General features: G+C 51.8%; 25 protein-coding genes. 22 read left to right on the top strand and 3 right to left on the bottom strand.

Annotated elements, in window-relative coordinates; translation table 11 throughout:
* From EYB31_RS40670 to dmpG, 17 genes are all read left to right on the top strand, one after another.
* Nucleotides 1–231, top strand: a 231-nt coding sequence (locus EYB31_RS40670; RefSeq protein WP_206105483.1) for a hypothetical protein, incomplete at its 5' end; no start/stop codon positions are given.
* A gap of 33 nt (nt 232–264) precedes the next feature.
* Nucleotides 265–2,013: a histidine kinase gene (locus EYB31_RS22710; RefSeq protein ID WP_131015701.1), complete on the top strand. Its 1,749-nt coding sequence runs from the start codon at nt 265–267 to the stop codon at nt 2,011–2,013.
* Between the two features lies 1 nt (nt 2,014).
* The gene (locus EYB31_RS22705; protein WP_131015700.1) at nt 2,015–3,583 is read left to right on the top strand and encodes a response regulator transcription factor; all 1,569 of its coding nucleotides are present in this window, start codon (nt 2,015–2,017) and stop codon (nt 3,581–3,583) included.
* A gap of 104 nt (nt 3,584–3,687) precedes the next feature.
* The gene (locus EYB31_RS22700; protein WP_131015699.1) at nt 3,688–4,977 is read left to right on the top strand and encodes an ABC transporter substrate-binding protein; all 1,290 of its coding nucleotides are present in this window, start codon (nt 3,688–3,690) and stop codon (nt 4,975–4,977) included.
* A 95-nt stretch (nt 4,978–5,072) separates the two neighbouring features.
* Entirely contained in the window at nt 5,073–5,951 is an 879-nt protein-coding gene (locus tag EYB31_RS22695; protein ID WP_131015698.1) for a carbohydrate ABC transporter permease, read from the top strand.
* Nucleotides 5,951–6,781 carry a carbohydrate ABC transporter permease gene (locus EYB31_RS22690; RefSeq protein WP_131015697.1) on the top strand — a complete coding sequence of 277 codons (831 nt, stop codon included), beginning with the start codon at nt 5,951–5,953 and terminating at the stop codon, nt 6,779–6,781. The genes EYB31_RS22695 and EYB31_RS22690 overlap by 1 nt, the downstream gene beginning before the upstream one ends.
* A 45-nt stretch (nt 6,782–6,826) precedes the next feature.
* The gene (locus EYB31_RS22685; protein WP_131015696.1) at nt 6,827–7,849 is read left to right on the top strand and encodes a Gfo/Idh/MocA family protein; all 1,023 of its coding nucleotides are present in this window, start codon (nt 6,827–6,829) and stop codon (nt 7,847–7,849) included.
* Nucleotides 7,850–7,876: 27 nt separating this feature from the next.
* Nucleotides 7,877–8,605 (top strand): ThuA domain-containing protein, encoded by a 729-nt coding sequence (locus tag EYB31_RS22680; protein WP_131015695.1) that lies wholly within the window; start codon nt 7,877–7,879, stop codon nt 8,603–8,605.
* Nucleotides 8,606–8,724: 119 nt separating this feature from the next.
* Nucleotides 8,725–9,717, top strand: a complete 993-nt coding sequence (locus EYB31_RS22675) for a PdxA family dehydrogenase (protein WP_131015694.1) — start codon at nt 8,725–8,727, stop codon at nt 9,715–9,717.
* 21 nt (nt 9,718–9,738) lie between these two features.
* Nucleotides 9,739–10,989 carry a nickel pincer cofactor-dependent isomerase, group 22 gene (locus EYB31_RS22670; protein ID WP_131015693.1) on the top strand — a complete coding sequence of 417 codons (1,251 nt, stop codon included), beginning with the start codon at nt 9,739–9,741 and terminating at the stop codon, nt 10,987–10,989.
* 60 nt (nt 10,990–11,049) lie between these two features.
* Complete coding sequence (locus EYB31_RS22665; RefSeq protein ID WP_165452554.1) at nt 11,050–12,075, top strand: Gfo/Idh/MocA family protein; 1,026 nt, start codon at nt 11,050–11,052, stop codon at nt 12,073–12,075.
* Nucleotides 12,069–13,247 carry a Gfo/Idh/MocA family protein gene (locus EYB31_RS22660; protein ID WP_131015691.1) on the top strand — a complete coding sequence of 393 codons (1,179 nt, stop codon included), beginning with the start codon at nt 12,069–12,071 and terminating at the stop codon, nt 13,245–13,247. The genes EYB31_RS22665 and EYB31_RS22660 overlap by 7 nt, the downstream gene beginning before the upstream one ends.
* Before the next feature lie 48 nt (nt 13,248–13,295).
* The gene (locus EYB31_RS22655) at nt 13,296–14,261 is read left to right on the top strand and encodes a sugar phosphate isomerase/epimerase family protein (protein WP_131015690.1); all 966 of its coding nucleotides are present in this window, start codon (nt 13,296–13,298) and stop codon (nt 14,259–14,261) included.
* Between the two features lie 102 nt (nt 14,262–14,363).
* A complete protein-coding gene (locus tag EYB31_RS22650) occupies nt 14,364–14,675 on the top strand; it encodes a UxaA family hydrolase (RefSeq protein WP_338119972.1) in 312 nt (103 codons plus the stop codon).
* Nucleotides 14,659–15,837, top strand: coding sequence for a UxaA family hydrolase (locus EYB31_RS22645; protein ID WP_420819464.1), 1,179 nt, complete (start codon nt 14,659–14,661; stop codon nt 15,835–15,837). The genes EYB31_RS22650 and EYB31_RS22645 overlap by 17 nt, the downstream gene beginning before the upstream one ends.
* A 29-nt stretch (nt 15,838–15,866) precedes the next feature.
* Nucleotides 15,867–16,760 (top strand): acetaldehyde dehydrogenase (acetylating), encoded by an 894-nt coding sequence (locus EYB31_RS22640; protein WP_131015689.1) that lies wholly within the window; start codon nt 15,867–15,869, stop codon nt 16,758–16,760.
* Nucleotides 16,760–17,776: a 4-hydroxy-2-oxovalerate aldolase gene (gene dmpG, locus EYB31_RS22635; RefSeq protein WP_131015688.1), complete on the top strand. Its 1,017-nt coding sequence runs from the start codon at nt 16,760–16,762 to the stop codon at nt 17,774–17,776. The genes EYB31_RS22640 and dmpG overlap by 1 nt, the downstream gene beginning before the upstream one ends.
* 73 nt (nt 17,777–17,849) lie before the next feature.
* Here dmpG and EYB31_RS22630 read toward each other — a convergent pair whose 3' ends face one another.
* Nucleotides 17,850–18,059 carry a hypothetical protein gene (locus tag EYB31_RS22630; protein ID WP_131015687.1) on the bottom strand — a complete coding sequence of 70 codons (210 nt, stop codon included), beginning with the start codon at nt 18,057–18,059 and terminating at the stop codon, nt 17,850–17,852.
* A gap of 225 nt (nt 18,060–18,284) precedes the next feature.
* On the opposite strand from EYB31_RS22630, the gene EYB31_RS22625 reads away from it, so the two are divergent.
* The 4 genes from EYB31_RS22625 to EYB31_RS22610 all read left to right on the top strand — a co-directional run bounded on the left by EYB31_RS22625 (nt 18,285) and on the right by EYB31_RS22610 (nt 22,627).
* Nucleotides 18,285–18,953, top strand: a complete 669-nt coding sequence (locus EYB31_RS22625; RefSeq protein ID WP_131015686.1) for a GntR family transcriptional regulator — start codon at nt 18,285–18,287, stop codon at nt 18,951–18,953.
* Between the two features lie 112 nt (nt 18,954–19,065).
* Nucleotides 19,066–20,523 (top strand): alpha-ketoglutaric semialdehyde dehydrogenase GucD, encoded by a 1,458-nt coding sequence (gene gucD, locus EYB31_RS22620; protein WP_131015685.1) that lies wholly within the window; start codon nt 19,066–19,068, stop codon nt 20,521–20,523.
* 27 nt (nt 20,524–20,550) lie between these two features.
* The gene (locus EYB31_RS22615; protein ID WP_131015684.1) at nt 20,551–21,456 is read left to right on the top strand and encodes a dihydrodipicolinate synthase family protein; all 906 of its coding nucleotides are present in this window, start codon (nt 20,551–20,553) and stop codon (nt 21,454–21,456) included.
* 1 nt (nt 21,457) lies between these two features.
* A complete protein-coding gene (locus EYB31_RS22610) occupies nt 21,458–22,627 on the top strand; it encodes a mandelate racemase/muconate lactonizing enzyme family protein (RefSeq protein WP_131015683.1) in 1,170 nt (389 codons plus the stop codon).
* Nucleotides 22,628–22,759: 132 nt separating this feature from the next.
* On the opposite strand, the gene EYB31_RS22605 is transcribed toward EYB31_RS22610, so the two are convergent.
* Entirely contained in the window at nt 22,760–23,311 is a 552-nt protein-coding gene (locus EYB31_RS22605) for a CcdC protein domain-containing protein (RefSeq protein ID WP_131015682.1), read from the bottom strand.
* A 319-nt stretch (nt 23,312–23,630) separates the two neighbouring features.
* Between EYB31_RS22605 and yhfH the strand changes: the two genes are divergently transcribed.
* Nucleotides 23,631–23,813 carry a protein YhfH gene (gene yhfH / locus EYB31_RS22600; protein WP_131015681.1) on the top strand — a complete coding sequence of 61 codons (183 nt, stop codon included), beginning with the start codon at nt 23,631–23,633 and terminating at the stop codon, nt 23,811–23,813.
* Between the two features lie 19 nt (nt 23,814–23,832).
* Here the strand turns inward: yhfH and EYB31_RS22595 are convergent, their stop codons facing one another.
* Nucleotides 23,833–24,045 (bottom strand): hypothetical protein, encoded by a 213-nt coding sequence (locus EYB31_RS22595; RefSeq protein WP_131015680.1) that lies wholly within the window; start codon nt 24,043–24,045, stop codon nt 23,833–23,835.
* Nucleotides 24,046–24,196 lie beyond the last annotated feature (151 nt).

Genomic DNA, 24,196 nt, shown 5'->3' with positions numbered 1-24,196 from the left:
AACTCGTCCCCGAAGATCATACGTATTGCACGTTCCGATAAAGCCTTGCTCTTTTTTTCACGGTTTATCCGCCCATTTCACTCATTTACTTCTACTATACCAAATTCTGCTAACCTGACAACATTGGCGCAGCGCCTGGAGTCCCCCGGTGGGGGGATTGAGGGGGGATTAAAAAACTCCTTATTTCTTGTCGAATATTACCTTATTGTCCAGATGGCAAATTTGATATAATAGTCAAACATTTTAATAGGAAAGGTGAGCTCAATGTACAAACGCAGTCTGTTTGTCAAGCTTCTGGTCTGGACGCTGCTCGCAACGGCCATTCCATTTATATGCTCCAACCTGATCTCGTACCGGTCCACCTCCGCGTCGCTGGAAGCGAACATGATTGAGCTGAACCAGAAAACGATGAACATCGGCATGGAAAATATGAAAAAATATTTTCAGGAGCTCAACCAGCTGTCGGTTTCCTGGTATTATGACCCGAGTCTGCTCAGCTATTTATGGCTGGACAAGCCCGGATTCGATCAGGATACGTATATCGACCGCCAAGTTTCCTATTTATTCTCGAGCCGCGCGGAAATCAAGCTGGTCAACTTTTACAGCGGAATGAGCGGACAGAAGTACGCTAAATTCAACTATTCCTCGTTCAGCGCGCTGCCGCAGCAGGTGCTGCCACCTGAGCGCAAGGAGGAGTGGGCGTCCGTTCCAGGTTATGAAATTAAACAATGGGGCGGCGAGCGTTTTTTGGCGATCCACAAAAAACTGATCGATTATCCGAAACCGGCAGTGCTTGGCCTTCTGTCGATCTATTTTTCGCTGGATGAAATCGAACGTCTCGGCAACCAGATGTTTGATCCGAGTCATGAAACCGTTTTTTTATATATGAATGAAGACCGTCAGCTTGTTTATACGTCCGGCGGGCTGCCGGATAAGCGAAATTCGTTGGAGGACATGCAGCGCAACGTGAATATGAACGGGGACCGTCAAGGTTATTGGTCAGGGGAATACAACGGGGAAAAAGGGGTTTTTATCGTAGTTGCTGACAATTACTTGAGAGTACCGCTGACGATGATTAAGTTTATTCCGTCGGATTATATTAACCAGTCGGCCAAACGGACGCTGGATCAATCGATGGCTATCCAGCTCAGCGCTTTTGCGCTAATTATCTTGTTTACATTTATACTGTCTTATTCGACGATCGCGCCGATTAAACGGCTTATCCGCAATATGACCCGGGTGGAGATCGGCCAATTCGATGTCGAGCAGTTCAAAACAAGGGAAGATGAAATCGGCATTCTCGAGTTGCGCTTTCAGACGATGGTGCGCAATTTAAAAGATATGATTTTTCGGGAATACCAGCAGCGCATTGAAATTTCCACGGCTCAGCTGAAGATGCTGCAGGCGCAAATCAACCCTCATTTCTTGTACAATACGCTGCAGTCGATCGGCACCATCGCACTTCGCCACCGGGTGGACGAAATCAACGATAAAATCTCGCAGCTCGGCGCGATTTTACGATACAGCATGGACTTCAGCACGGAGACCGTCTATTTGCAAAAGGAAATCGAACATATCGAGCATTACTTGTCCCTCCAGGAGAGCCGGTTTACCAGCAAGCTGCTCTACAGCATCACTTGCGATCCGGCCGCACGGCATGTCACGGTTCCCAAAATGATCCTGCAGCCGGTTGTCGAAAACAGCATTATTCACGGCATTGAAAGCGGTCTGGGTGCGGGTGAGATTGATTTGACCATTACAGTGGATGATCAATTTTTGACGATCCGGATGATGGATAACGGCAAAGGGATGGATTTCAGCGAAATCGAGCAGGTGAAGCTGCAATTCGAGGAACCCCATGCGTATAAAAAGGACGGAGGCGGAATCGGCTTGATCAACGTGCTGCAGCGGCTGCGGTTGAAATACGGGGATTCGTTCGAGTGGCATATCGACAGCAAACCTTACGAGAAGACGGAAATTACTTTTATCATACCGGTACGGGAGGAACAATAACATGAACGTATTGATCGTTGACGACGAAGCGCATGTAAGGGAAGCCATCGATTTGTCAGTGGATTGGGAGAAATTCGGCGTCATCGGGAGGTATATGGCGGAAAACGGGATTCAGGCGCTGGAAAGCTTGAAATTATATAAACCGGCCGTTATGTTCTGCGATATGAAAATGCCGGTCATGAACGGGATTGAGCTGCTGAAAAAAATACGCGAGGAAGGTCTCGACACCCATGTCATCGTGATCAGCGGCTATGACGATTTTGAATATACCCGCGCGACCATTCAGGCGAACGGGGTCGATTATATATTAAAGCCTTTCCGCAGCAAAGATGTCGAGGATGCGCTGCATAAAGCGGTGCAGGCGTGGAAAGAGCAGACGGAAACCAGACAAACCGATGCGGAACGGGAATATGTGGTGCGGAAAGCGGATGCGCTGCTGGATGAGAAAAAGCTGGCCGCTTATTTTCGCGGGGAAATGCCGTTGTCGCCATCCGTCCGCAAAATTGTGGAGAAAAACGGCTTGCCCGATCAGCGGCTTCACATCGCCCTGATTCTCCCGAAAAACCGGATGAAGGTGCTGGACCAGCGTTTTATGCTGGATGAGGAGTTGTTCACCTTTGCGGTCCGCAATATTGCGCAGTACACGTTCGGCAGCCATTTTCCTCATTATTTATGCAGGCTGGACGATTATCAGTGGCTGCTTGTGTTTAAAAGCCAGGTCGGAACCGGCGATGCTGGGGGAACCTTTTATTTGGAGCGGCTGAAGCGGGCTATGATGCAAACGATCCAATTGGACGTGCTGATCGGAAGAAGCGGAGAATGCGCTCATTTGCAGACAATCCACGGAATCATTGCTGAAGCGAGAAATGCGCTGCTCAACGGCGATATATTATCCGGTTCGGCAGCCGCGGCGGCGAATGTTCAAGAGGATCTGCCGGCACTGCTGAATCAGCAATTTTTGCTGAAACAGGCGATTGAGACCGGCAATAAAACTTTTGCCGCGGACATCTTGGGCAAGCATGCAAATGCTTTACGACGCAGAGGCAAACTGCTGCTGAAGGAACTTCAGGTATGCACGATGGAAGCGAATCTACTGCTCGGCCGCTGGAAACAACTGGCCGGTGTGGGCGGCGATGCGCAAGTGCCTTTTTTGCCGCTATGGATCAACGATTTGGACGAATGGGAACAGATGCTGATTCAGCAGGTTCATCTGCTCATCGACGGCATGAACCCGAATATCACCTCTGGTCACGGCATCGAGGAAGTAAAGGACTATTTGGACAAGCATTATCATGAAGACGTTTCGCTGCCGGCATTGTCGGAGCAGTTTCATTTCAGCACGCAATATATTTCGAAAAAATTCAAGGAAACGTACGGCATCACCGTGGTTGCATATTTGACCGATTTGCGGATGGATAAAGCAAAAGCGCTGCTGAAAAGCACCGCTCTGTCGATTGCCGATATCGCAGGCCAACTGGGCTACGACGACGAGAATTATTTCAGCAAGGTGTTCAAAAAACAGGTCGGCATGTCGCCGTTCCCATACCGCAAACTTCATGAGATTAAATAATTCCTTGTTTCAGCGAGTATATTCCATGCCGGGGGTTGTCTGAAATCCCTACAATAAAAGTATAGCAACACGTTATACCATCTCAATTACAGGAGGGTCTGAACATGAAAAAATGGATGTCCACGGCAGCCGTAACTTTGTTAGCGGTTTCCGTATTGGCGGGCTGCGCCGGAGGCCAGGAAGCGCCGAAACCGGCAGCATCGGGCTCGTCGGCTCCGCAAGGCAAAAAAGATGCGCCGAAAGTAACGCTGAAGCTGATCCAGAACAAAGTGGAAGTCACCGAGCAGGTTAAGCAGATGGCTGCCGACTACACAAAAGAAAACCCGAACGTCGTGATTGACGCTCAAGTCGTACGCGATTTGGACACGATGCTCAAGACGAGATTTGCCTCCGGGGACGAGCCGGACATTTTCTTCGCCAAAAGCTACAGCGGCGTCAAAGAATGGAGCGAAAGGCTGCTTGATTTGTCGAACGAGCCGTGGATGAGCCAGGTTTCGCCCTCCGCGCTGCCCGGCATGACGATTAACGGCAAGAAATACGGTTTCCCTTCAGCGATGGAAGGATACGGATTTGTTTACAATAAAGACCTTTTCAAAAAAGCCGGCATCGATAAACTGCCGACAACGATTACCGAGCTGAAGGAAGCGAATGAAAAGCTGAAAACAGCAGGCATTACTTCTTACGCTGAAGGATATAAAGAGAACTTCATTTTGGGACGCAACTTGTTTAACCTGCCGTTCGCATATATGCCGGATTCGACGGAGATGATCGCTAAGATCAGTGCAGGAAACGCTAAAGTTCAAGACGTTCCGCTGATGAAAAATTTCTTCGACGTATTGGACATGACCGTTAAATACGGTAAAGGCGCTGAGTCTGTAGGGATCAGCTACGACAACCAGGTTGCCGATTTCTCCTCCGGTAAAACGGCGATGATGCAGCAGGGCGTATGGACGATCGATCTGATCAAGAAAGTGAATCCAAATTTGAACATTGGCATGTTTGCAGTTCCGCTGACCGACAACCCGGCCGACACGAAGTTACCGGTAGGCATCCCGGCGTATTACGTCATCAACAAAGATTCCAAGCAGGTGGAAGAAGCGAAGAAGTTCCTGACTTGGATGCATAAAAACGGGCAAAAATATTTGGTTGACTCAATGCACCTGATTCCGGGTTTCACGGATCTCAAGGCAACCAGCGAGCTTGGGCCGTTAGCGGCCGACATGAACACATATCTGGAGAAAAATCAAACGATTCCGTGGGCATATTCGCTTTGGCCGGCCGGTATGGACGCGCAATTCACCAAACCGCTGCAGGCGTATGTCGGCGGACAGTTAAACAAAGACCAAGCACTGGATGAAGTGCAAAAAATGTGGAACACCGCTGTGAAAAAATAATTCAAGTTGAATGGATCAGCCAATGCGTCGCTTCCCGCCTCTATCGGAGACGGCGTTTTGGCTGATTGTGCATTCGGGAGTAAGGAGCATGCTTGATGTCGCGAAGTAAAACACGAAAAATATGGATCTACATTGCCTTTGTCTCCCCGACCGTCCTGTTTTTCACTTTGTTTATATTGGTGCCGTTTTTCAGAGCAATTGTTTTTTCGTTCCAGGACTGGAACGGAATCAGCAAAGATATCAAATGGGCCGGTTTAAGCAATTACCAGCGTCTGCTGCACGATACGGAACATTTGAAGTCGTTTGTGTTTACGATTAAATACGTGTTTGTCAGCACCATCCTGGTAAACATCGTAGGATTTGCTCTAGCGTTTGTGCTGAATATGGCGTTAAAAACAAGAAATGCGTTAAGAACGGTATTTTTTCTGCCCCATGTCATCGGATCGCTTATTATCGGATTTATATGGACGTTTATTATAACGAGGGGTTTCCCGCAAGTCGCAAGCTTTACAGGACTTTCGATTTTTGCGAAAAATTGGCTCAGCTTACCGGATTATGCGTTCTGGTCGCTTGTGCTTGTCAACGTATGGCATTATGCCGGTTATCTGATGATCATATATCTTGCCGCGCTTCAGGGCATTCCGAAGGATTTGCTGGAAGCCGCGCAAATTGACGGCGCAGGCCGTCTGCACCGGCTGTGGAACATCATTATTCCGCTGATTATGCCGGCGATTACGGTATGTTTGTTTCTCGGCATATCACATGGTTTTAAAGTATTCGATCTGAACTTTGTGCTGACCCACGGCGGGCCGTTTGGTTCGACGGAGTCGCTGGCGCTGCATATTTATTTGGACGCCTTTACGAAAAACGAATATACGTATGCATCGGCCAAGTCCGTTGTGTTTTTCCTCATATTGGCCTCCGTTACCGTACTTCAAGTGCTGCTGCTTAAACGCAAGGAGGTGGAGATGTAATGAACGACCGTTACGATTTCGGCAAACTTGTGATCGAGCTGGTCATGATTGTTTTTGCCATCTTGTTTTTTATTCCGCTGTATTTGACGTTTATTAACGCGTTTAAACGATATGACGAAGTGCTGGCCTCCACGTCGTCGCTGCCGAGCGTTTGGCAGTTCGAAAATTTTGTCACCGTGTGGAATCAGGTGCAATTCCCCGGCGTATTTATGAATTCCCTTATCATTACCGTCGGCAGTGTGGTAGGGATCCTGCTGCTCAGCTCAGCGGCTGCTTATCAGCTTGTGCGCAATCCGGGCGTCGCCAGCAACATTATTTTTACAGTCATTCTTTCATCGCTAGTCATTCCTTTTCAGACCATGATGATTCCGCTGGTGAAGGTAGCCAAAGACTTTCATTTGATCAATTCGCTGCCGGGTATGATCGTGATGTATCTTGGCTTTGGCGTGCCGCTTGCGTTGTTCCTGTATCACGGCTTTGTCAAAGGCATCCCGGCTGAGCTGGAAGAAGCGGCGACCATCGACGGGTGTGGCACGGTGGGCGTATTTTTCAGGATCCTGCTGCCGCTGTTGGCGCCGATCACAACGACGATTGCGATTTTGCATACGCTATGGATTTGGAACGACTTCCTGCTGCCGTTTATTATGCTGACGACCAAAGCGACCCGCACGATCCCGCTCGCCACTTATGTGTATTTCGGCGAATATGCGAATCAGTGGAATTTGGCGCTGGCAGCATTAACAATGGCGATTCTCCCGGTTATCGCTTTTTTCCTGATTATGCAACGTTACATTATTGAAGGCATTACGGCCGGGGCCGTGAAGGGCTGAGGTTCAATCTATATATAAAAATAGTTCGGGTGGAGGCATACGGATATGACAACTTTGAAAATTGGCGTGATTGGCTGCGGCTCGATTGCGCGCAAACGGCATCTGCCTGAATACGCATTGCTGCCAAACGTAGAGATTGTGGCGGTCTGCGACCCGCACGAGGAACGCGTGAATGAAATGGCGGCGTTGTACGGAGCGAAGGCGTACACGGATTACCGCGAGCTGCTTCGGCATGAAGGGCTGGATGCCGTCAGCGTATGTACGCCTAACGCGCTTCACGCGCCGATCAGCATAGCGGCATTGGAGGCAGGCAAACACGTATTGTGCGAAAAACCGATGGCCGTTTCAATCGAAGAAGGGGAAGCGATGATCGCGGCCGGAACGAAGGCGGGCAAATTGCTGATGATCGGGCACAATCAGCGTCTGATGCTGCCTCATAAGAAAGCGAAAGAAATATTGGCAAGCGGTGAGCTTGGACGTGTGCTGACATTCCGCAGCGCATTTGGGCATGGCGGACCGGAGACGTGGAGCATTGAAGGCGCGGAGGGCTGGTTTTTCAATAAAGAGCTGGCATTTATCGGCGCGATGGGCGACCTTGGCGTGCATAAGGCGGATTTGCTGCGGTATCTGCTTGGGGAAGAGATCGTGCAGGTCGGCGGATTTGTCGGCACGCTGCACAAGAAAAACACCGACGTCGACGACAACGCGGTGTGCGTGCTGAAAACAGCAAGCGGTGTGATCGGCACGTTGGCCGCCAGCTGGACTTACAAAGCGAAGGAAGACAACAGCACCACATTATACTGCGAGAACGGCATATTGCGGCTGATCGAAGATACGACCTACAACGTCATCGTCGATTACAACAACGGCGAACGTCTGCTGCATCAGATGGGCAAAGTCGCTACAAACGAAAAACAAACCGAAAGCGGCATCGTGCGCGAGTTTGTCGGCCACATTACAGCGGGAACAAAACCTGCGATTTCAGGTGAAGAAGGCCTGAAGTCGCTTAAAGTGATCTTGGCGGCGCTGAAGTCGGCGGAAACCGGTCAAATCGTGCAGGTGCAGTAACGGAATACGGAAAAGGAGGGCGGCAACATGATCCGAGTGACGGTTTGGAACGAATTTTTTCACGAAAAAAACAACGCCAAAGTGGCTGAAATATATCCGGACGGCATCCATACGGCCATTGCTGCCGGCATCGCCCAGCCGGGCTTAGAGATTCGCACGGCGACGCAGGATATGCCGGAGCACGGGCTGACGGAAGAGGTGCTGAACAATACAGACGTTTTAATTTGGTGGGGGCACAAGACGCACCGCCTGGTCGAAGATGCGATTGTGGAACGCGTACACGCGAGTGTGCTGCAGGGCATGGGCCTGATCGTGCTGCATTCGGGGCATTTTTCGAAAATTTTCAAAAAGCTGATGGGAACGACATGCGACCTGCGCTGGCGGGAAGCCGATGAGAAGGAACGCATCTGGATCGTCAATCCGGCGCATCCGATCGCCGAAGGGCTCGGCCATTATATTGAGCTGGAGCGCGAGGAAATGTACGGTGAATTTTTCGACATTCCGGCACCCGACGAGCTGATTATGACAAGCTGGTTCGAAGGCGGAGAAGTGTTCCGCAGCGGCTGCACGTTTACGCGGGGTCAGGGCAAAATTTTTTATTTCCGGCCCGGCCACGAAATGTACCCGACGTATTACAACAAAGACGTGCTGAAGGTTATATCCAACGGAGTGAAATGGGCGGCTCCCGTGCAGACGGAAAAGCCGGTATTCGGCAAATCGCAGCCGCTTGAGACTATTCAAGCAAAAGCCGAATAAAGCGACCCGAATGCCGAATACATCTAATGGATAAAGAGAAGGGTCCTTAGTTTCATATACCCGCCGTGGGCTGAACTAATATAGTCCAAAATTTTTTAATATAAAGGAGCATAAACACAATGAAAACAAAACCGGTTCTTGGTGTGACTTTGGGCGATGCGACAGGCATCGGCTCGGAATTGACCGTTAAAGCGCTGCAATCGGCGGAAATCAGCAAGCTGGCGACATGGGTGATCGTCGGCGACGAACGGGTACTGCGCCAAGGCGAGTCTATCGTCGGAAGCACCATCTCTTACCGCAAAATCGAACATGCCGGGCAAATCGACAATCCCAACGATGTGTATTTTATCGATCTGAATAACTTGTCTCCGGATGACTATACACTTGGCCAATTATCCGCCGTCTCCGGCAAAGCGACCGGCGAAACGTTCGAATATATCGTCAAAGTCGCACAGCAAAAGCAGCTGGACGGCTTTGTATTTGCGCCGATCAACAAAGGGGCTCTCCATAGCGGCGGTTATCATTTTATGGATGAGCTGCATTTCTTCGCTTCGCTATTGGATTGCAGGGAAGGTTTTAGCGAAATCAACGTGATGGGCGATTTGTGGTTTACCCGTGTCACTTCACACATTCCGCTGAAGCAAGTAAGCGATCTGGTCAAAAAAGAACGCGTCGGCCGTATCATCCGCTTCGCTCAAGATACGCTCACCCGTGCCGGTTTCGTCAACCCGCGGATTGCCGTTGCCGCTCTGAATCCGCATGCGGGCGACAGCGGTCTGCTCGGAATGGAAGAGATCGAAGAAATTACGCCGGCGATTAAAGAAGCGCAGGCGCAGGGCATCAACGTCGAAGGTCCTTATCCGGCGGATACGATTTTCCTGCGGCTGGATAAACAGCCGTTTGACTGTTTGGTCAGTATGTACCACGACCAGGCGCAAACCGGCATGAAGTTGATGGGTTTCCATAAAGGCGTCACGGTAAGCGGCGGGCTGCCTGTCGTTATTACAACGCCGGCACACGGAACCGCTTTTGACATTGCCGGTCAAGGCACTGCCAACCCGGGTGCGATGGAACATGCAATGAAGCTGGCCGTTAAATTGGCCGGGTTTTAAGCCGAAAGGAGCTTGGAAGCGATGAAACTGCCACGGATGGTTCAAGTGAAGCAGCATTTTACCGGGCCAGCGGTTGACGATATTGAAGCCGAGGTATGGAAGCAGCTGTCGCTGGCCGGCCTGGACTCGAAAGTGACACCGGGCATGAGAATCGCCTTGACCGCGGGAAGCAGGGGGATCGCCAATATCGCCTTGATCATCAAAGCGGCTGTGGCGAAATTAAAGTCGCTTGGCGCCGAGCCGTTTATTATCCCGGCGATGGGCAGCCACGGCGGGGCCACGGCCGAAGGCCAAGTGAAAGTGCTGGCCAGCCTTGGCGTCACCGAAGCTTATTGCGAGGCTCCGATCCTGTCATCGATGGAGGTCGTACAGATCGGAGAAACGGAGCGCGGCATCCCCGTTTATGTGGACCGCCACGCTTCCGAAGGCGACGGCATCATCTTGATCGGCCGGGTGAAGGTGCATACCGACTTCAAATCGCCGATCGGCATCGAAAGCGGGATTATGAAAATGTCGGCGATCGGGCTTGGCAAGCACAAGCAAGCGCTCGCGATCCACAATTACGGCGTCGAAGGTATCCGCGATTTTATGCCGGAGGTAGCGCGTGTCGTGCTGCAGAAGGCGAGCATTTTGTGCGGCGTGGTAATCGTCGAAAACGCCTATGAGCAAACGGCGGTCATCGAAGCGATTCCGACTGAGAAAATCGAAGAAAGAGAACGCGAGCTGCTGCGTTTCTCCGCGTCGCTGATGCCCAAGCTGCCGGTGGACCGGCTTGACGTCTTGTTTGTCGATCAAATCGGCAAAAACTTCAGCGGCACGGGCATGGATACGAATATTATCGGACGGATGCGGATTTCCGGCGTTGAGGAACCGGCTTCCCCGGTCATTCAATACGTCATCGCCGGCGACTTAAGCGAGGAATGCCAAGGCAACGCTTTGGGAGTCGGGCTTGCCGATCTGACGACTAAGCGTCTGTTCGACAAAATCGATTATCATAAAACAAATGAAAATGTCATTACAAGCACGTTCCTTCACCGGGCAATGATTCCGATCATTCTGGAGAACGACCGGGCGGCGCTGACAACGGCGCTGCGCTGCAGTTGGGGCGTAAAACCCGAGCAGGCGCGGGTGATGCGGATCGCCAATACGCTTCATCTCGAACATCTGTATGTGTCGGAAGCGCTGCTGCCGGAAATTCAGGCTTTGGACTATGTTGAAATCGTCGGCGAGCCGGCGGACATGCAGTTTGACGAGCACGGATTTTTTAAATAAGTAGGAGATGCTTACGAGGCGAGCTTTCCAAAAATGGAAAGCTCTCAGGAGGGACAAACCATGGATAAAATTCGGGTCATTCAAGTCGGAGCCGGACGTTTCGGCCAATCGTGGCTGAAGGTGTTGGGCGAATATGAGCACGTGGAGTTGGCGGGTGTCGTCGACGTTGTACCCGATAATCTTGCCGCAGCCAAATCGATTGCCGGGCTGTCCGACTCGCAGCTGTTCGACAGCTTGGAGAGCGCCGTTCAAGCGGTGCAGGCGGATATGGCGCTGATCGTCACGCCGCCTCATTCGCATAAAAATATTGCCTTGGAGGCGCTTCGCGCCGGTCTTCATGTCGTATTGGAAAAACCGCTCACTCATACGTTTGATGAAGCTGCCGAGTTGTACGAGCAGAGTAAAAAGTACGACAAGCACGTCATGATCAGCCAAAATTACCGCTGGAGGCCCTGCATCCAGACATTAAGAAAGCTGATTCAAGATCAGGTGATCGGGCGTGTCGGGTACGTCGAATACGATTTTCGCAAAAAGATCAACGTCGGCGGCTGGCGCAACGAAATGCAGGAAATTTTGCTGGAAGACATGTCTTTGCACCATTTTGACATTATGAGATATGTATTTGGCAAAGAGCCTGTAGAATTGTACGCACAAAGCTTTAAGCCTTATTGGAGCTGGTTTAACGGCAACCCTGCGGCAGGCGCGATGATTGAATTCGAGGACGACATCCGTGTCAATTATTTCGGCAGCTGGGTCAACCGGGGCCAAGAAACGACTTGGAACGGAAACGTCCGCATTTGCGGAGAATTGGGCGCAATCGAGATGACGGACGATCAGATTTCGATTTGGAAAGAAGAATCCGCCGAGCCCGTCACCGTGGAGCTCGAAGAAGCACAATACGGAGGAGACAGGATGTCTTCGCTTCACAATTTTGTGCAGTCCATTCAGACGAATACGGCGCCGCTGACGGCGATTGCCGACAATATCCGCAGCTTCGCGCTCACTTGTGCGGCTATTCAGTCGACGCAGTCGCAGCAAAAAGTAAAGCTGGACGAATTTTACGGCGGGCACGGTGTCCAATGGTAAAAGCGGGCAAACAGCAAGTCAACGTTGGCATGGTCGGATATAAATTTATGGGCAAGGCGCACAGCAACGCTTACAGCCGGGTGAACATGTTTTTCCCTGACGCTCCAGCTGCGCCGGTCATGAAGCTGATTTGCGGCAGGGACCGGAACGGGGTACAGCAGGCTGCCGAGCAATTCGGCTGGCAAGGGTATGTGACGGATTGGCGCGAGCTGCTGCGCGGAGACGAGATTGATCTCGTCGACATCAATGCGCCAAGTGATGTGCATAAGGAAATTGCGATTGCGGCAGCCCAAGCGGGCAAGCATATTTTTTGCGAGAAGCCGCTTGCTTTAAGCTTGGCCGATTCCCGCGAGATGTTTCAAGCGGCCGAGGAAGCCGGTATCAAGCATATGGTCGGGTTCAACTACCGTTTTGCCCCGGCCGTACAATTGGCGAAAAAAATTATAAGTGAAGGCAGATTGGGCACTATATATCATTTTCGCGCCTGGTTTCTGCAGGACTGGATTCTTGATCCGGAGTTTCCTCTTGTATGGAGATTGCAAAAAGCGGTTGCCGGTTCGGGTTCGCACGGCGATTTGGGCGCACATCTGATCGATCTGGCCCATTATTTGGTTGGCGGCATGGAAGAAGTGGTCGGGATGAGCGAAACGTTCGTCAAGGAGCGGCCAGTCCCATCGTCCATGACGGGATTAAGCGCCAAAGGCAGCGCGGACGCTCCGAAAGGCAAGGTGGACGTCGACGACGCGACTTTATTTTTGGCCCGTTTTGCCGGAGGGGCTTTGGGCAGCTTCGAGGCCAGCCGTTTTGCCGCAGGCCACCGCTGCAAAAACGCTTTTGAAATCAACGGCAGCAAAGGCAGCATCAGGTTTGATTTTGAACGCTTAAACGAACTGGAAGTTTATTTTACCGACGACGCAGCCGATGTACAGGGATTCCGCCGGGTGCTTGCGACCGATCCGGCTCACGCTTATATGGACGCATGGTGGCCGCCGGGCCATACGATCGGTTATGAGCATACGTTTGTGCATGAAATGCTGGAATTGATGCAGGCCATTCACGAGGACCGGCAACCGAAGCCGAACTTTGCCGATGGAGTCAACTGCCAGCAGGTGCTGGAGGCGGTGGAGTTGTCCGTATCCGAACGCCGATGGGTGAAGGTAAACGAGCTGTAGCTGCAGCGCACAGTTCCGGTCAACATTAATAAATCGGGAGTGATTACCGTGAAACTTGGCGTATTTTTAAAATTGTTCCGTACCCGCTCATTGGAAGATGCGCTGGCCCATGCGGCTTCGCAAGGCATTCAAGCCGTAGAAATCGCTACGGGCGGCTACGTAGGCAATCATCATTTGAACCCAAAGGAAGTGCTCGGAAACACGCAAGAGATCGAGAACATCAAGCGGGCCGTCACGCAAAACGGGCTAACCATTAGTGCGCTGAGCTGCCACGGTAATCCGCTGCATCCTAACCCTGCTATCGCTCAGGAGCACCACGAGGATTTCATTAACTCCATTCTGCTCGCGAAGGAACTGGGAGTGGATACCGTCGTCAATTTCTCGGGTTGTCCGGGAGAATCGGAAACGTCGCAGCGCCCCGTTTGGATTACATGCCCGTGGCCGACCGATTTTATCGAAACATTGACATGGCAGTGGGAGCAGAAGGTTATTCCTTATTGGGAGAAGATGGGCAAGTTCGCCAGAGAGCAGGGGATCAAAATCGCCGTAGAACCCCATCCCGGTTTTGTCGTATACAACACCGAGACCGCGATCCGGCTTTGCGAAGCGGCAGGGGACCATGTCGGCATCAATTTTGATCCGAGCCATCTGTTCTGGCAAGGGATGGACCCTGTGCAGTCGATTTTGCGCCTGGGCAGCAAAATCTATCATTTTCACGCCAAAGATACGGCGATCTATAAACATAACAACGAACTGAACGGCGTGCTCGATACTAAATCGTACCGCGACATCGCCAATCGTTCCTGGGCGTTCCGCACGGTTGGTTACGGCCATGGGGCGGAGTTGTGGAAGGAAATGATCAGTGCGCTGCGGACGGCCGGTTATTCCGGCGCAATCAGCATCGAACACGAAGATGGTCTGATGTCGACGCAGGAAGGGTTCTCGAAGGCGGTTCGCTTTTTGCAGGACGTGTTGATTACCGAGGATTCGGGAGAAATGTATTGGGCCAGATAATGGGCTGACAGCGAGATTTCGCCTAATGCCGGCGGAAAAACTTAAGCTTAATTCTTTCGATGCCAGTTTTTGCCGACGCAAAAACTTTTAGGAGGGTATACATTGACGAAATCGGAAAGCGCGTACCGGGCAATCATGATGAAAAAAATCGATAATGTCGCCACAGCTTTGGTGGACATTCCGGCAGGCATACCGGTGGAACTGCAGGTTGAGGGGGCAAGTCTCACGGTAACATTGCTCGACCCGATCCCATTTGGCCATAAATTTGCCGTTAAGCCGATCTTTGAAGCGGAGGACATTCTTAAATACGGTGAAGTGATCGGCATGGCGAACCGCAGTATCCAGCCGGGGGAACATGTGCATGTGCATAATTTAGACGGAAAAAGAGGCAGGGGTGATCGAGTTGGAGCTTAATACGAAGTTTTGGGGATACCGGCGGAGCAACGGAACGGTTGGCGTACGCAACCACGTATTGATTTTGCCTACGATCGTATGTGCGACACAGTCCGCCATGCGCATTACGGAATTGGTGCAGGGCACCGTATCGTTTGTTCATCAGCATGGCTGCGCGCAGGTCGGCGTCGACTATGAGCAGACGTTTCGCACGTATGTCGGCATCGGCTGCAATCCGAACGTGTACGGGGTTGTTGTGCTTGGTTTGGGCTGCGAAACGCACCAAGGGCGCAGCGTAGCAGATGAAATCGCCAAACGGACGGGCAAGCCGGTTGAGCTTGTGTCGATCCAGGACAACAGCGGTACGCTGATGACGATCGCCAAAGGCGCTCAAGTGGCGGCGCGTATGGTGCAGGACGCATCGATGCAGCGCCGGGAAGAATGCGACATCAGCGAACTGATCGTCGCAACCGAATGCGGCGGATCGGATGCCTGCTCCGGCTTGTCGGCCAATCCGGCGGTCGGCGTCGTCAGCGATATGGTCGTGGACGGCGGCGGCACGGCGATATTGGCGGAAACGTCGGAGATCATCGGGGCCGAGCATCTGCTTGCAGGCCGGGCGGTGGATGACAAAGTGGCGAAACGTGTCTACGAAGTGATCGCAGCGATGGAGCAGAAGGCGATCTTTATGGGTGTCGATATCCGCACCGGCAATCCGACTCCGGGTAACATCAAGGGGGGCTTAAGTTCGCTTGAGGAAAAGTCGCTGGGAGCGGCAGCGAAAGCGGGATCCCGTCCGCTGCAGGAGTTGATCGAATACGCGGAGCATCCGACCAAAAAAGGTCTTGTCTGGATGGATACGCCAGGCCAGGATATCGAGCAGTTGACCGGCATGGTGGCCGGCGGAGCGCAGGTTGTCTTGTTCACAAGCGGGCGCGGCACGCCGACAGGTTCGCCGATCGCTCCGGTGATCAAAATTGCGACCAACACGCGGATGTTTGAAAATATGGCCGATAACATGGATATGAACGCTGGAACGATCATTGAAGGAATGGAATCCGTACAGGCCGTCGGCCGTCGTATTTATGACGAAGTGCTGCACGTCGCTACAGGCAAATGGACCAAAGCGGAAATTTTGAAGCAATACGATTTCGGAATCAACCGGATCGGTCCTACGTTTTAACGATCGGTGCGGAGGGAGAGAGACGAGATATGAACAAAATCAAAGCAGCGATTCTGGGATCGGGCAATATCGGAACGGATTTGATGTACAAGCTGGAGCGCAGCGACGTGATTGAACTGACCGCGGTCATCGGCATCGATCCGGAATCGGACGGGTTGAAAAGAGCCGCTTCCAGAGGATATGCAACGTTTGCGAGCGGCATTCAGGCGATTGTCGAGCATCCGGACATCGCAGATATCGTATTTGACGCGACATCGGCCAAAGCGCACGTGCGGCATGCCAAAATTTTAAAAGAGTTGGGCAAAACGGCGATTGACCTGACTCCGGCAGCCCGCGGGCCTTTTATGAGTCCGGCGGTGAATTTCGCCGACCATTTGGACGCTCCGAATGTAAATATGATCACCTGCGGCGGTCAGGCAACCATTCCGATCGTTCACGCGGTCAATAAGGTGGCGGATGTCGTTTATGCGGAAATCGTCGCCACCATATCAAGTAAAAGCGCAGGGCCGGGCACCCGTGCTAACATCGACGAGTTTACGTCGACGACGCGGCGTGGTCTGGAGGAAGTGGGCGGCGCAGACCGGGGAAAAGCATTGATTATTTTAAACCCGGCCGATCCTCCGGTCATGATGCGCAATACGGTGTACTGCGAAGTGCGGAACATGGATCAGGCGGCGATTACCGGCGCTGTGCATGAGATGGTTGCGCAGGTCCAGCAGTATGTGCCGGGCTACCGGTTGAAGCAGGACGTGCTGTTCGACGAAGAGAAAGTAACGATATTGCTTGAGGTGGAAGGCGCGGGCGATTATTTCGAGCCTTACGCGGGCAATCTCGACATTATGACGGCTGCCGCCGCCCGGATCGCAGAACAATTCGCCCGTCATAAGTTGTCTTTGGCAAATAGGAAGGAGGCGAACGCATAATGACGACAAGTCATTCAGCTCCGCTGCGCATAACGGAAGTATGTTTGAGAGACGGCAGCCATGCCGTCGCCCATCAATTTACAACGCAGCAGGTTCGCGACGTGGTCAATGCGCTGGACGATGCGGGCATGCATTATATTGAGGTCAGCCACGGCGACGGGCTGGGAGGTTCAACGCTGCAGTACGGGCGGTCGCGCGTCGACGAGATGGAGCTGATCGAAACCGCTGTGGCCGAGTGCAAGCGCTCGAAAATCGCCGTGCTGCTTATTCCCGGCATCGGCACCGTGCAGGAATTGAAGACGGCGCATTCGCTCGGAGCAAAGCTGGTGCGGGTCGCTACACATGTCACGGAGGCCGACGTGTCGGCTCAGCACATTCAAGTGGCCCGCGAGCTTGGCATGGAGGCGCTTGGCTTCCTGATGATGGCTCATTCGGCTCCCGTGGAGGTGCTGGTGGAACAAGCGAAACTGATGGAAAGTTATGGCGCGCAGGCCGTCTATGTCACCGATTCGGCGGGCGCCATGCTGCCGGAGGATGTCAGAGAACGCGTACGCGCACTGCGTAATGCCGTCTCGTGCGAGATCGGTTTCCATGCGCACAACAACCTTTCGCTGGCCGTGGCGAATACGCTGACCGCGATTGAAGAAGGCGCGACGCGGATTGACAGCAGCGTCCGCTGCCTTGGCGCAGGATCCGGCAATACGCAGACCGAAGCGCTGCTTGCCGTGCTTCAGCGGCGCGGCGTCGATCTGGGCATCGATCTATTTAAAATGATGGATCTGGCCGAACACGTCGTCGCTCCGATTATGCACCGCGTGCCGGAAATCAATAAAGGCAGTCTGGCGATGGGTTTTGCCGGTGTGTATTCCAGCTTCCTGCTGCATGCCGAACGTGCCGGCAAACGGTTTGGCATCGATCCGCGAAGCATTCTCATCGAACTAGGACGCCGCAAAGCAGTAGGCGGTCAGGAAGATATGATCGTTGACGTCGCCGCCGAACTGGCGAAACAAAAATAACCGATGCGTAAATTAGACCGTTATTTCCATACATGCCGTCTTGGCCGATGGAGGAACGGTCTTTTTGCTATTGTCAGTGTCCGTGACGGTGCGCTTCTTCGACGAAAATTTGCATCACTTCCGCAGCAGCAATCAAGATCGTGCAAGCAATCAGCATATATCCGGTCCAACGCACCATTTTACCGCTCCAGTTAGATTGGGCGGGCGAATGGGGTGCTCGTAAAAACATCCATCCAACGGCGGCCAAAATCGCCATCACAACACCGGATTGCACATATTCCATCAAAAGGTTCCTCCGTTTCACAGCCGATTTAGCGCCATGATCGATTGGGCACAGCAGCGCAGATTTCTATATGTATTAAAACTCCCGGGAAAAGGAAAGGTTGCATGTTGATCGTAGACTGGACAAACGCACCTGCCGGTCCACCGATTGACAGAAAGAAATCGCCATTGATATCATATATCTGATATATCATATCCGCAGCAAATAAAAAGGGGAAACATACAGATGGTCCTACGAGTCGACATAAGCGCACAAGTCACATCCATTCGCGAAATGGTTTACGATACGTTAAAAGAAGCGATTTTATCCGGTCAAATCGAGCAGGGAGCGCATTTGAAAGAAAGGGATATCGCACACAATTTCGGTGTCAGCACGACGCCGGTGAAGGAGGCGCTGCGCCGTCTGGACCAGGAAGGTCTTGTCGTGACGAAGCCGCGGGTCGGCACTTTTGTGTCCAATAAAATCATGAGCTCGATCGAGGAGATCAGCTGGGCGCGGTCGGCACTGGAAGGCGTGGCGGCCCGGCTTGCCGCGATCAAAGTGACGGATTCGGACATCTCACGTTTTTCCGAGCATATGGATAAATTAAAGCTGGCTACGGAAGCCGGCGATGGAGCGTTAATATATCAATTGAACGAAACGCTGCACAAGATGATTTTGGACATATCCCAGAACGATTATATCGTCCAGCAAATCTCCGCCGTCCGCGCGTTTGACCGTGCCGTAAGAAAGCAGGCTTTATCCAGCGAAGAGGAGTTTGATCGGGCGTATGCCGAGCATTTTCTCATCTATGAAAAGATTGCAAACCGGGATCCTGACGGCGCAGAAGAAGCGATGCGCAGCCACATCCGCCGAACGGCTTCGTTTGTGACGCAATTAAACCACTCCAAATAAGGCTAAAAATATATGCTTGACGGGATAGGTGTATTGTGGCAATATCTGATATATCAGATATTATGTTTCAAATATTCGGTGTTAAAATAAGATATTAAGGATGTGACCCGGTGTGGCTTTCAAAGCAGGAGAAACGATTTTGAACTATATCAACGGAAGATGGACCGCATCCGTTTCAGGGGAAGTGGATGCCAGCATCAGCCCGGCCGACAAATCGCTGGCCGTAGGTTACATACAGCGTTCCAAGAAAGCGGATTTGGACGGGGCGGCGGTAGCCGCCAAAGCTGCGCAGATGGCATGGCGCAAGCTGTCGGGTCCGGCCAGAGGCGAATATTTGTACAAGGTGGCCGATATTTTGGAGCGGCGTCTGGACGAAGTCGCCGAAACGATGACAAGAGAGATGGGCAAAACGTTCCCTGAAGCCAAAGGCGAAACGGCGAGGGGTGTAGCGATTCTGCGGTATTATGCCGGGGAAGGGATGCGCAAAATCGGCGACGTCATCCCGTCGACCGACAGCGAAGCGCTGATGTTTACATCCAGAGTGCCGCTTGGCGTAGTCGGCGTCATCTCGCCGTGGAACTTTCCGGTGGCGATCCCGATCTGGAAAATCGCTCCGGCTTTAATTTATGGGAACGCCGTACTGTTTAAACCGGCCAGCGAAGCGGCGGTCACAGCGGCCAAAATCATGGAATGTTTCGATGAAGCGAAAATTCCGGCGGGAGTCATCCAGATGATTACCGGCAAAGGCAGCGAACTGGGACAAGCGCTGATCGATCATCCTGTGTTAAACGGAATCACGTTTACCGGTTCCAACCAGGTTGGCAAGCGGATCGCACAGTCGGCGGTGGCCAGAGGTATCAAATATCAGCTTGAGATGGGCGGCAAAAACCCGGTGATCGTTGCTGCTGACGCCGATTTGGAGCAGGCGGTGGAAGCGACGCTGAGCGGAGGCCTAAAGTCCACAGGGCAGAAATGTACAGCAACCAGCCGCGTCATTGTGCAAAGCGGCATTTACGAGGCGTTTAGGAACCGGCTGGTGGAACGGGTACAAGAGCTGAAAATCGGCGACGGCATGGATCCGCAAACCTGGATGGGGCCTTGCGCCAGCGCTTCGCAATACGAAACCGTGCTTTCCTACATTCAAAAAGGCCAAGAGGAAGGCGCGACGCTGCTTTTTGGCGGTACGGTTCCGGAGCAAGCGGGAGACGGCTTTTACGTGACGCCGGCCGTATTTGAAAAGGTAACCCCGGAGATGACCATTGCCAAGGAAGAAATATTCGGGCCGGTGCTTGCGCTTATCCAAGTGGAGACGCTGGAAGAGGCGCTGCAGCTCGCCAACGATTCCGAATTTGGCTTAAGCGCATCGATTTTTACGAAAAATATCGGCAATATGCTGTCGTTTATCAACGATATGGAAGCGGGGCTCGTTCGAGTAAATGCGGAAAGCGCTGGCGTTGAGCTGCAAGCTCCGTTTGGCGGCATGAAGCAGTCCAGCTCCCATTCCCGCGAGCAAGGAACGGCCGCTATCGAATTTTTTACCGCGATCAAAACCGTATTTATTAAATCATAATTTCTTATATCGAAAGGCGGTTCGCGTATGTACAGCCACATCAAGCAGAAAATCAGAGGCATCAATGCAATCAACGTCACACCGTTTGACGCCAACCTGGAAATTGATTGGCCGTCCCTCGAAAAAAACGTCGCTTTTTTAGTGGAAAACGGCATTCAAGCGGTGTATCCTTGCGGCAATACCGGCGAATTTTACGCGCTGACGCTGGATGAAGCCAAAGCGGTAACGAAGTTCGTTACCGACGTTACGGCCAAAAAGGCGCTGGTCATCGCCGGCGTCGGCTATGATGCGAAGACAGCCTGCGAGCTTGCCCGTCATGCCGAGCAATGCGGTGCGGACGGCCTTATGGTGCATCAGCCGATCCATCCTTATCTGATGGAGAACGGACTCATCGACTATTATGAACAAATAGCGGCTTCGACCTCTTTGCCTCTTATTTTATATGTACGTACGGAAACCATTTCGCTCGAAGTGATTCGTCAAACCGCAAAGCTGCCAAACGTAATCGGCGTGAAATATGCGGTGAATCATCTTCCGACCTTCACAAAAACGGTGCAAAACATCGATGAAGATATCGTCTGGATTTGCGGCACGGCTGAAATGTGGGCGCCTTACTTTTTTGCCGCCGGTGCGGAGGGTTTTACGTCCGGTCTGGTGAATGTCGATACAAAGCTGTCGTTCCAGATGCTCGAGGCGCTGCAGCAAGGCCGCTTTGCCGAAGCGATGGCGGTGTGGAACCAGACGGTGGCGTTCGAGGAGCTGCGGGCCAAATTCAGCAACGGCAACAACGTTTCCGTGGTGAAAGAAGCGATGTTCCAGCTAGGCTTGATTCCGAACAGCTTGGTAAGGCCGCCGATCGGCCAGCTGAGCGACAAGGAGAAAGAGCAGGTAAGCGAGATTTTACATACTTGGGGATTAAAGGGGAGAGATTAATATGAAAATATCCGATTTGCGTCTGACGGTTGTAGGTATCCCGCGGCATACCGGTTTTGTGAGCAAACATGTTATCGTTGAAATCATGTCGGATGAAGGCGTCACCGGCATCGGCGAAATGTCCGACTTCTCCCACCTGCCCCGTTTTTCGCTGGATGTCACAGATTTGACGGCCGTGCTGAAATCAATCCTGATCGGGAAAAATCCGCTGGATATTTCGGCGATCAACAAAGAGCTGCTGAGCAACTTCCCGGAAATGATGTTTTATTATGAAAAAGGAAACTTCGTGCGCAACGGCGTCGATGCGGCGCTGCACGACTTAGGCGCCAAGGCGCTGGGCATTTCCGTAGCCGATCTGATCGGCGGGCGCATCAAGGATAAAATCAAAGTATGCTTCCCGATTTTCCGTCATCGCTTCATGGAAGAAGTGGAAGAAAATTTGGCGGTTGTGCGCAAACGCTTCCAGCAAGGCTTTGATGTGTTCAGATTGTACGTCGGTAAAAATCTCGACGCCGACGAAGCGTTCCTGGATGGCGTCAAGCAGGAATTCGGCTCCAAGGTGAAAGTCAAATCGCTTGATTTCAGCCATCTGCTGGACTGGAAGGAAGCAGCTCAGGCGGTGAAACGTCTGTCCGCTTACGATTTTCAAATGGTGGAAAGTCCGGCTTTCCAGAACGATTTTGAAGGGCTGCGCCATTTCCGCTTGAAAGTGGATCATCCGGTCAGCGAGCACGTATGGAGCTTCCGCCAGCAATCGGAGATGATTAAACACGACTCCGTAGATATTTTCAACATTTCCCCGATTTTTATCGGCGGATTGACCTGTGCGCGCAAAGCGGCTGCGGCTGCGGAAGTGGCGGGCAAAGGCTGCCTGCTTGGCACAACTCAGGAGCTGTCGATCGGCACAGCGGCTATGGCCCATCTGGGCAGCTCGCTTGTCAACTTGAACTACACGTCCGATCCGACCGGTCCAGAGTTGTACCAAAGCGATATCGTAAAAAATCCGGTCCAATACGAAAACGGCTATTTGATCGTGCCTGACCGCGATAAACCCGGCTTTGGCATGGAGCTTGATCCGGAATCGATTGCTAAGCACAAGGTCGACGATTTAAGCTGGGGCGACGTATCGGTGCACCAGCTGCAGGACCGCACTTCACAAACAAAAGCTTAATTTGGCATAACGAGAAATAAACAGAGGCCCGACCGGAAAGATTCCATTTCCGCTCGAGCCTCTTCTTTTTTGCAGGCATCATGTGCTGGCATTAAGCCGCGATACAAGCCAGGCCCTCGCCAAGACAAGCCGTTATACCGTTTGTCTGAGCCGTTCACCTGTAACAGACGAGGCCATCTTCCGTTTTTTCAGCAAAAGCAGGTAATACACGACATAATAGGCAAACATGATGAGCGACAGCCCCGAGGTCCATGAGGAATTGGCGCTATAGCCCATGAAAGATAATTTGTCAGCGGCTCCATGTCCGGTAGGTACACCTTGGGTGAATAGCACATACATCCGATAGGAAAATCTACCTAAAAACAGCAGGGTCACGGACCCGCCGATCCACATGTTCGTCAAATACTGCCACTTGCCGTCCCGCTGTTCAAGCTTGGTTAGCGCCGCGCCGTAGTAGGCCAGCACGGAGCCAAGCGCAATCGCCAGCACTTCGGAGATCAGATTGATTGGGTGCAAGCCCTCGGCAACCAAGAAGAGCAGCCCTAAGATGAAAAAGATCGCGGAGCGCAGCTTCATCTTGGTTGGTGACAGCGGCTGCCAGCCGATATTTTGTCTGGCGCGGCGGTAAATACGGAACAAAATGAAAATGCCGATCAGGCACATGATGATCGTTTTAAGTTCCATAACAGTTATGGCCTCCAAGTCGTTATTGGGATGGCTTCATCTTACCGCACTCCGCCAACGGCAACGACTAGCTTCAGGTAGAACTTCATGCTTCAGGTCTATATCTGCAGATAGAGGCGAACCGACACAACCGCACCGGAACAGGCAAAACTTTTTTTGGACTTTGCTGGACAAGTTCGCGAGTTTCTCGCATACAATGTATTATAACAGTTTGAATTTTTTAAAAACAATATTGAACAGTGTGTTATTGTGTTGTATAATAATTTTCATACAAATACACTGTTATACTACAAAATGAAATTTGCGGGAGGAATTGTTCATGCTTCAGAGTCCGGTTGCTTTTTTGGAAACGCTTGAGCCCAAATGTTGTGGGACGTGCGGGGAAGTGATTGAAGAATACGCCGATTGCTACCACAACATTTGTTATAATTGCACGGATACGACCTTTTACGCATTATCCCCTGTGTTTATTACCTTGTTTAATCCTGTTGCCGAGAAATAAACATGCCCTCATTTAGCTATCATATATAACGAACCCGGTCCTTTTCAGGAGCCGGGTTGTTTTTTTGCTCATACATAGCGCCAAACGCGATAAGAGCCGCTGTGATGCGTTTGCCGGTAGCGATCATACAAATTGCTTTGAAGGAAGACAAAGCGGTTACAGCGTGTACTGGAGGCGTGTAAATAGCCAAGCTTGACGGACCAACCCACACTTGAGAAGTTCTCGGCGGCATACACCGGCCTCCGCAATCCGTTATTCCGATATGCAATTATTCTGGCAATTCAAGAAATAAGAAAATTTTAAGACTTGCTTCACAGTCTCTTTATTTTTATTTATTATGATGAATAGGCAGCAGCAGAAAGAGTATCCATGTATTCTTTTGA

The sequence above is a fragment of the Paenibacillus thalictri genome, from assembly GCF_004307995.1.
Taxonomy (GTDB): Bacteria; Bacillota; Bacilli; order Paenibacillales; family NBRC-103111; genus Paenibacillus_AF; species Paenibacillus_AF thalictri.
The sequence above is the reverse complement of the archived record's forward strand: the minus strand, read 5'-3'. Positions and strand labels throughout refer to the sequence as shown.

What these genes read in the sequence shown, in the direction of transcription:
- EYB31_RS22670 (WP_131015693.1), top strand. Translation starts at nt 9,739, where the DNA reads ATGAAACTGCCACGGATGGTTCAAGTGAAGCAGCATTTTACCGGGCCA.
- EYB31_RS22610 (WP_131015683.1), top strand. Translation starts at nt 21,458, where the DNA reads ATGAAAATATCCGATTTGCGTCTGACGGTTGTAGGTATCCCGCGGCAT.
- EYB31_RS22690 (WP_131015697.1), top strand. Translation starts at nt 5,951, where the DNA reads ATGAACGACCGTTACGATTTCGGCAAACTTGTGATCGAGCTGGTCATG.
- EYB31_RS22705 (WP_131015700.1), top strand. Translation starts at nt 2,015, where the DNA reads ATGAACGTATTGATCGTTGACGACGAAGCGCATGTAAGGGAAGCCATC.
- EYB31_RS22595 (WP_131015680.1), bottom strand. Translation starts at nt 24,045, where the DNA reads ATGCCGCCGAGAACTTCTCAAGTGTGGGTTGGTCCGTCAAGCTTGGCT.
- EYB31_RS22685 (WP_131015696.1), top strand. Translation starts at nt 6,827, where the DNA reads ATGACAACTTTGAAAATTGGCGTGATTGGCTGCGGCTCGATTGCGCGC.
- EYB31_RS22605 (WP_131015682.1), bottom strand. Translation starts at nt 23,311, where the DNA reads ATGGAACTTAAAACGATCATCATGTGCCTGATCGGCATTTTCATTTTG.
- EYB31_RS22630 (WP_131015687.1), bottom strand. Translation starts at nt 18,059, where the DNA reads ATGGAATATGTGCAATCCGGTGTTGTGATGGCGATTTTGGCCGCCGTT.
- EYB31_RS22680 (WP_131015695.1), top strand. Translation starts at nt 7,877, where the DNA reads ATGATCCGAGTGACGGTTTGGAACGAATTTTTTCACGAAAAAAACAAC.
- EYB31_RS22695 (WP_131015698.1), top strand. Translation starts at nt 5,073, where the DNA reads ATGTCGCGAAGTAAAACACGAAAAATATGGATCTACATTGCCTTTGTC.
- EYB31_RS22700 (WP_131015699.1), top strand. Translation starts at nt 3,688, where the DNA reads ATGAAAAAATGGATGTCCACGGCAGCCGTAACTTTGTTAGCGGTTTCC.
- EYB31_RS22660 (WP_131015691.1), top strand. Translation starts at nt 12,069, where the DNA reads ATGGTAAAAGCGGGCAAACAGCAAGTCAACGTTGGCATGGTCGGATAT.
- dmpG (WP_131015688.1), top strand. Translation starts at nt 16,760, where the DNA reads ATGACGACAAGTCATTCAGCTCCGCTGCGCATAACGGAAGTATGTTTG.
- EYB31_RS22615 (WP_131015684.1), top strand. Translation starts at nt 20,551, where the DNA reads ATGTACAGCCACATCAAGCAGAAAATCAGAGGCATCAATGCAATCAAC.
- EYB31_RS22640 (WP_131015689.1), top strand. Translation starts at nt 15,867, where the DNA reads ATGAACAAAATCAAAGCAGCGATTCTGGGATCGGGCAATATCGGAACG.
- EYB31_RS22710 (WP_131015701.1), top strand. Translation starts at nt 265, where the DNA reads ATGTACAAACGCAGTCTGTTTGTCAAGCTTCTGGTCTGGACGCTGCTC.
- EYB31_RS22665 (WP_165452554.1), top strand. Translation starts at nt 11,050, where the DNA reads ATGGATAAAATTCGGGTCATTCAAGTCGGAGCCGGACGTTTCGGCCAA.
- EYB31_RS22625 (WP_131015686.1), top strand. Translation starts at nt 18,285, where the DNA reads ATGGTCCTACGAGTCGACATAAGCGCACAAGTCACATCCATTCGCGAA.
- EYB31_RS22675 (WP_131015694.1), top strand. Translation starts at nt 8,725, where the DNA reads ATGAAAACAAAACCGGTTCTTGGTGTGACTTTGGGCGATGCGACAGGC.
- yhfH (WP_131015681.1), top strand. Translation starts at nt 23,631, where the DNA reads ATGCTTCAGAGTCCGGTTGCTTTTTTGGAAACGCTTGAGCCCAAATGT.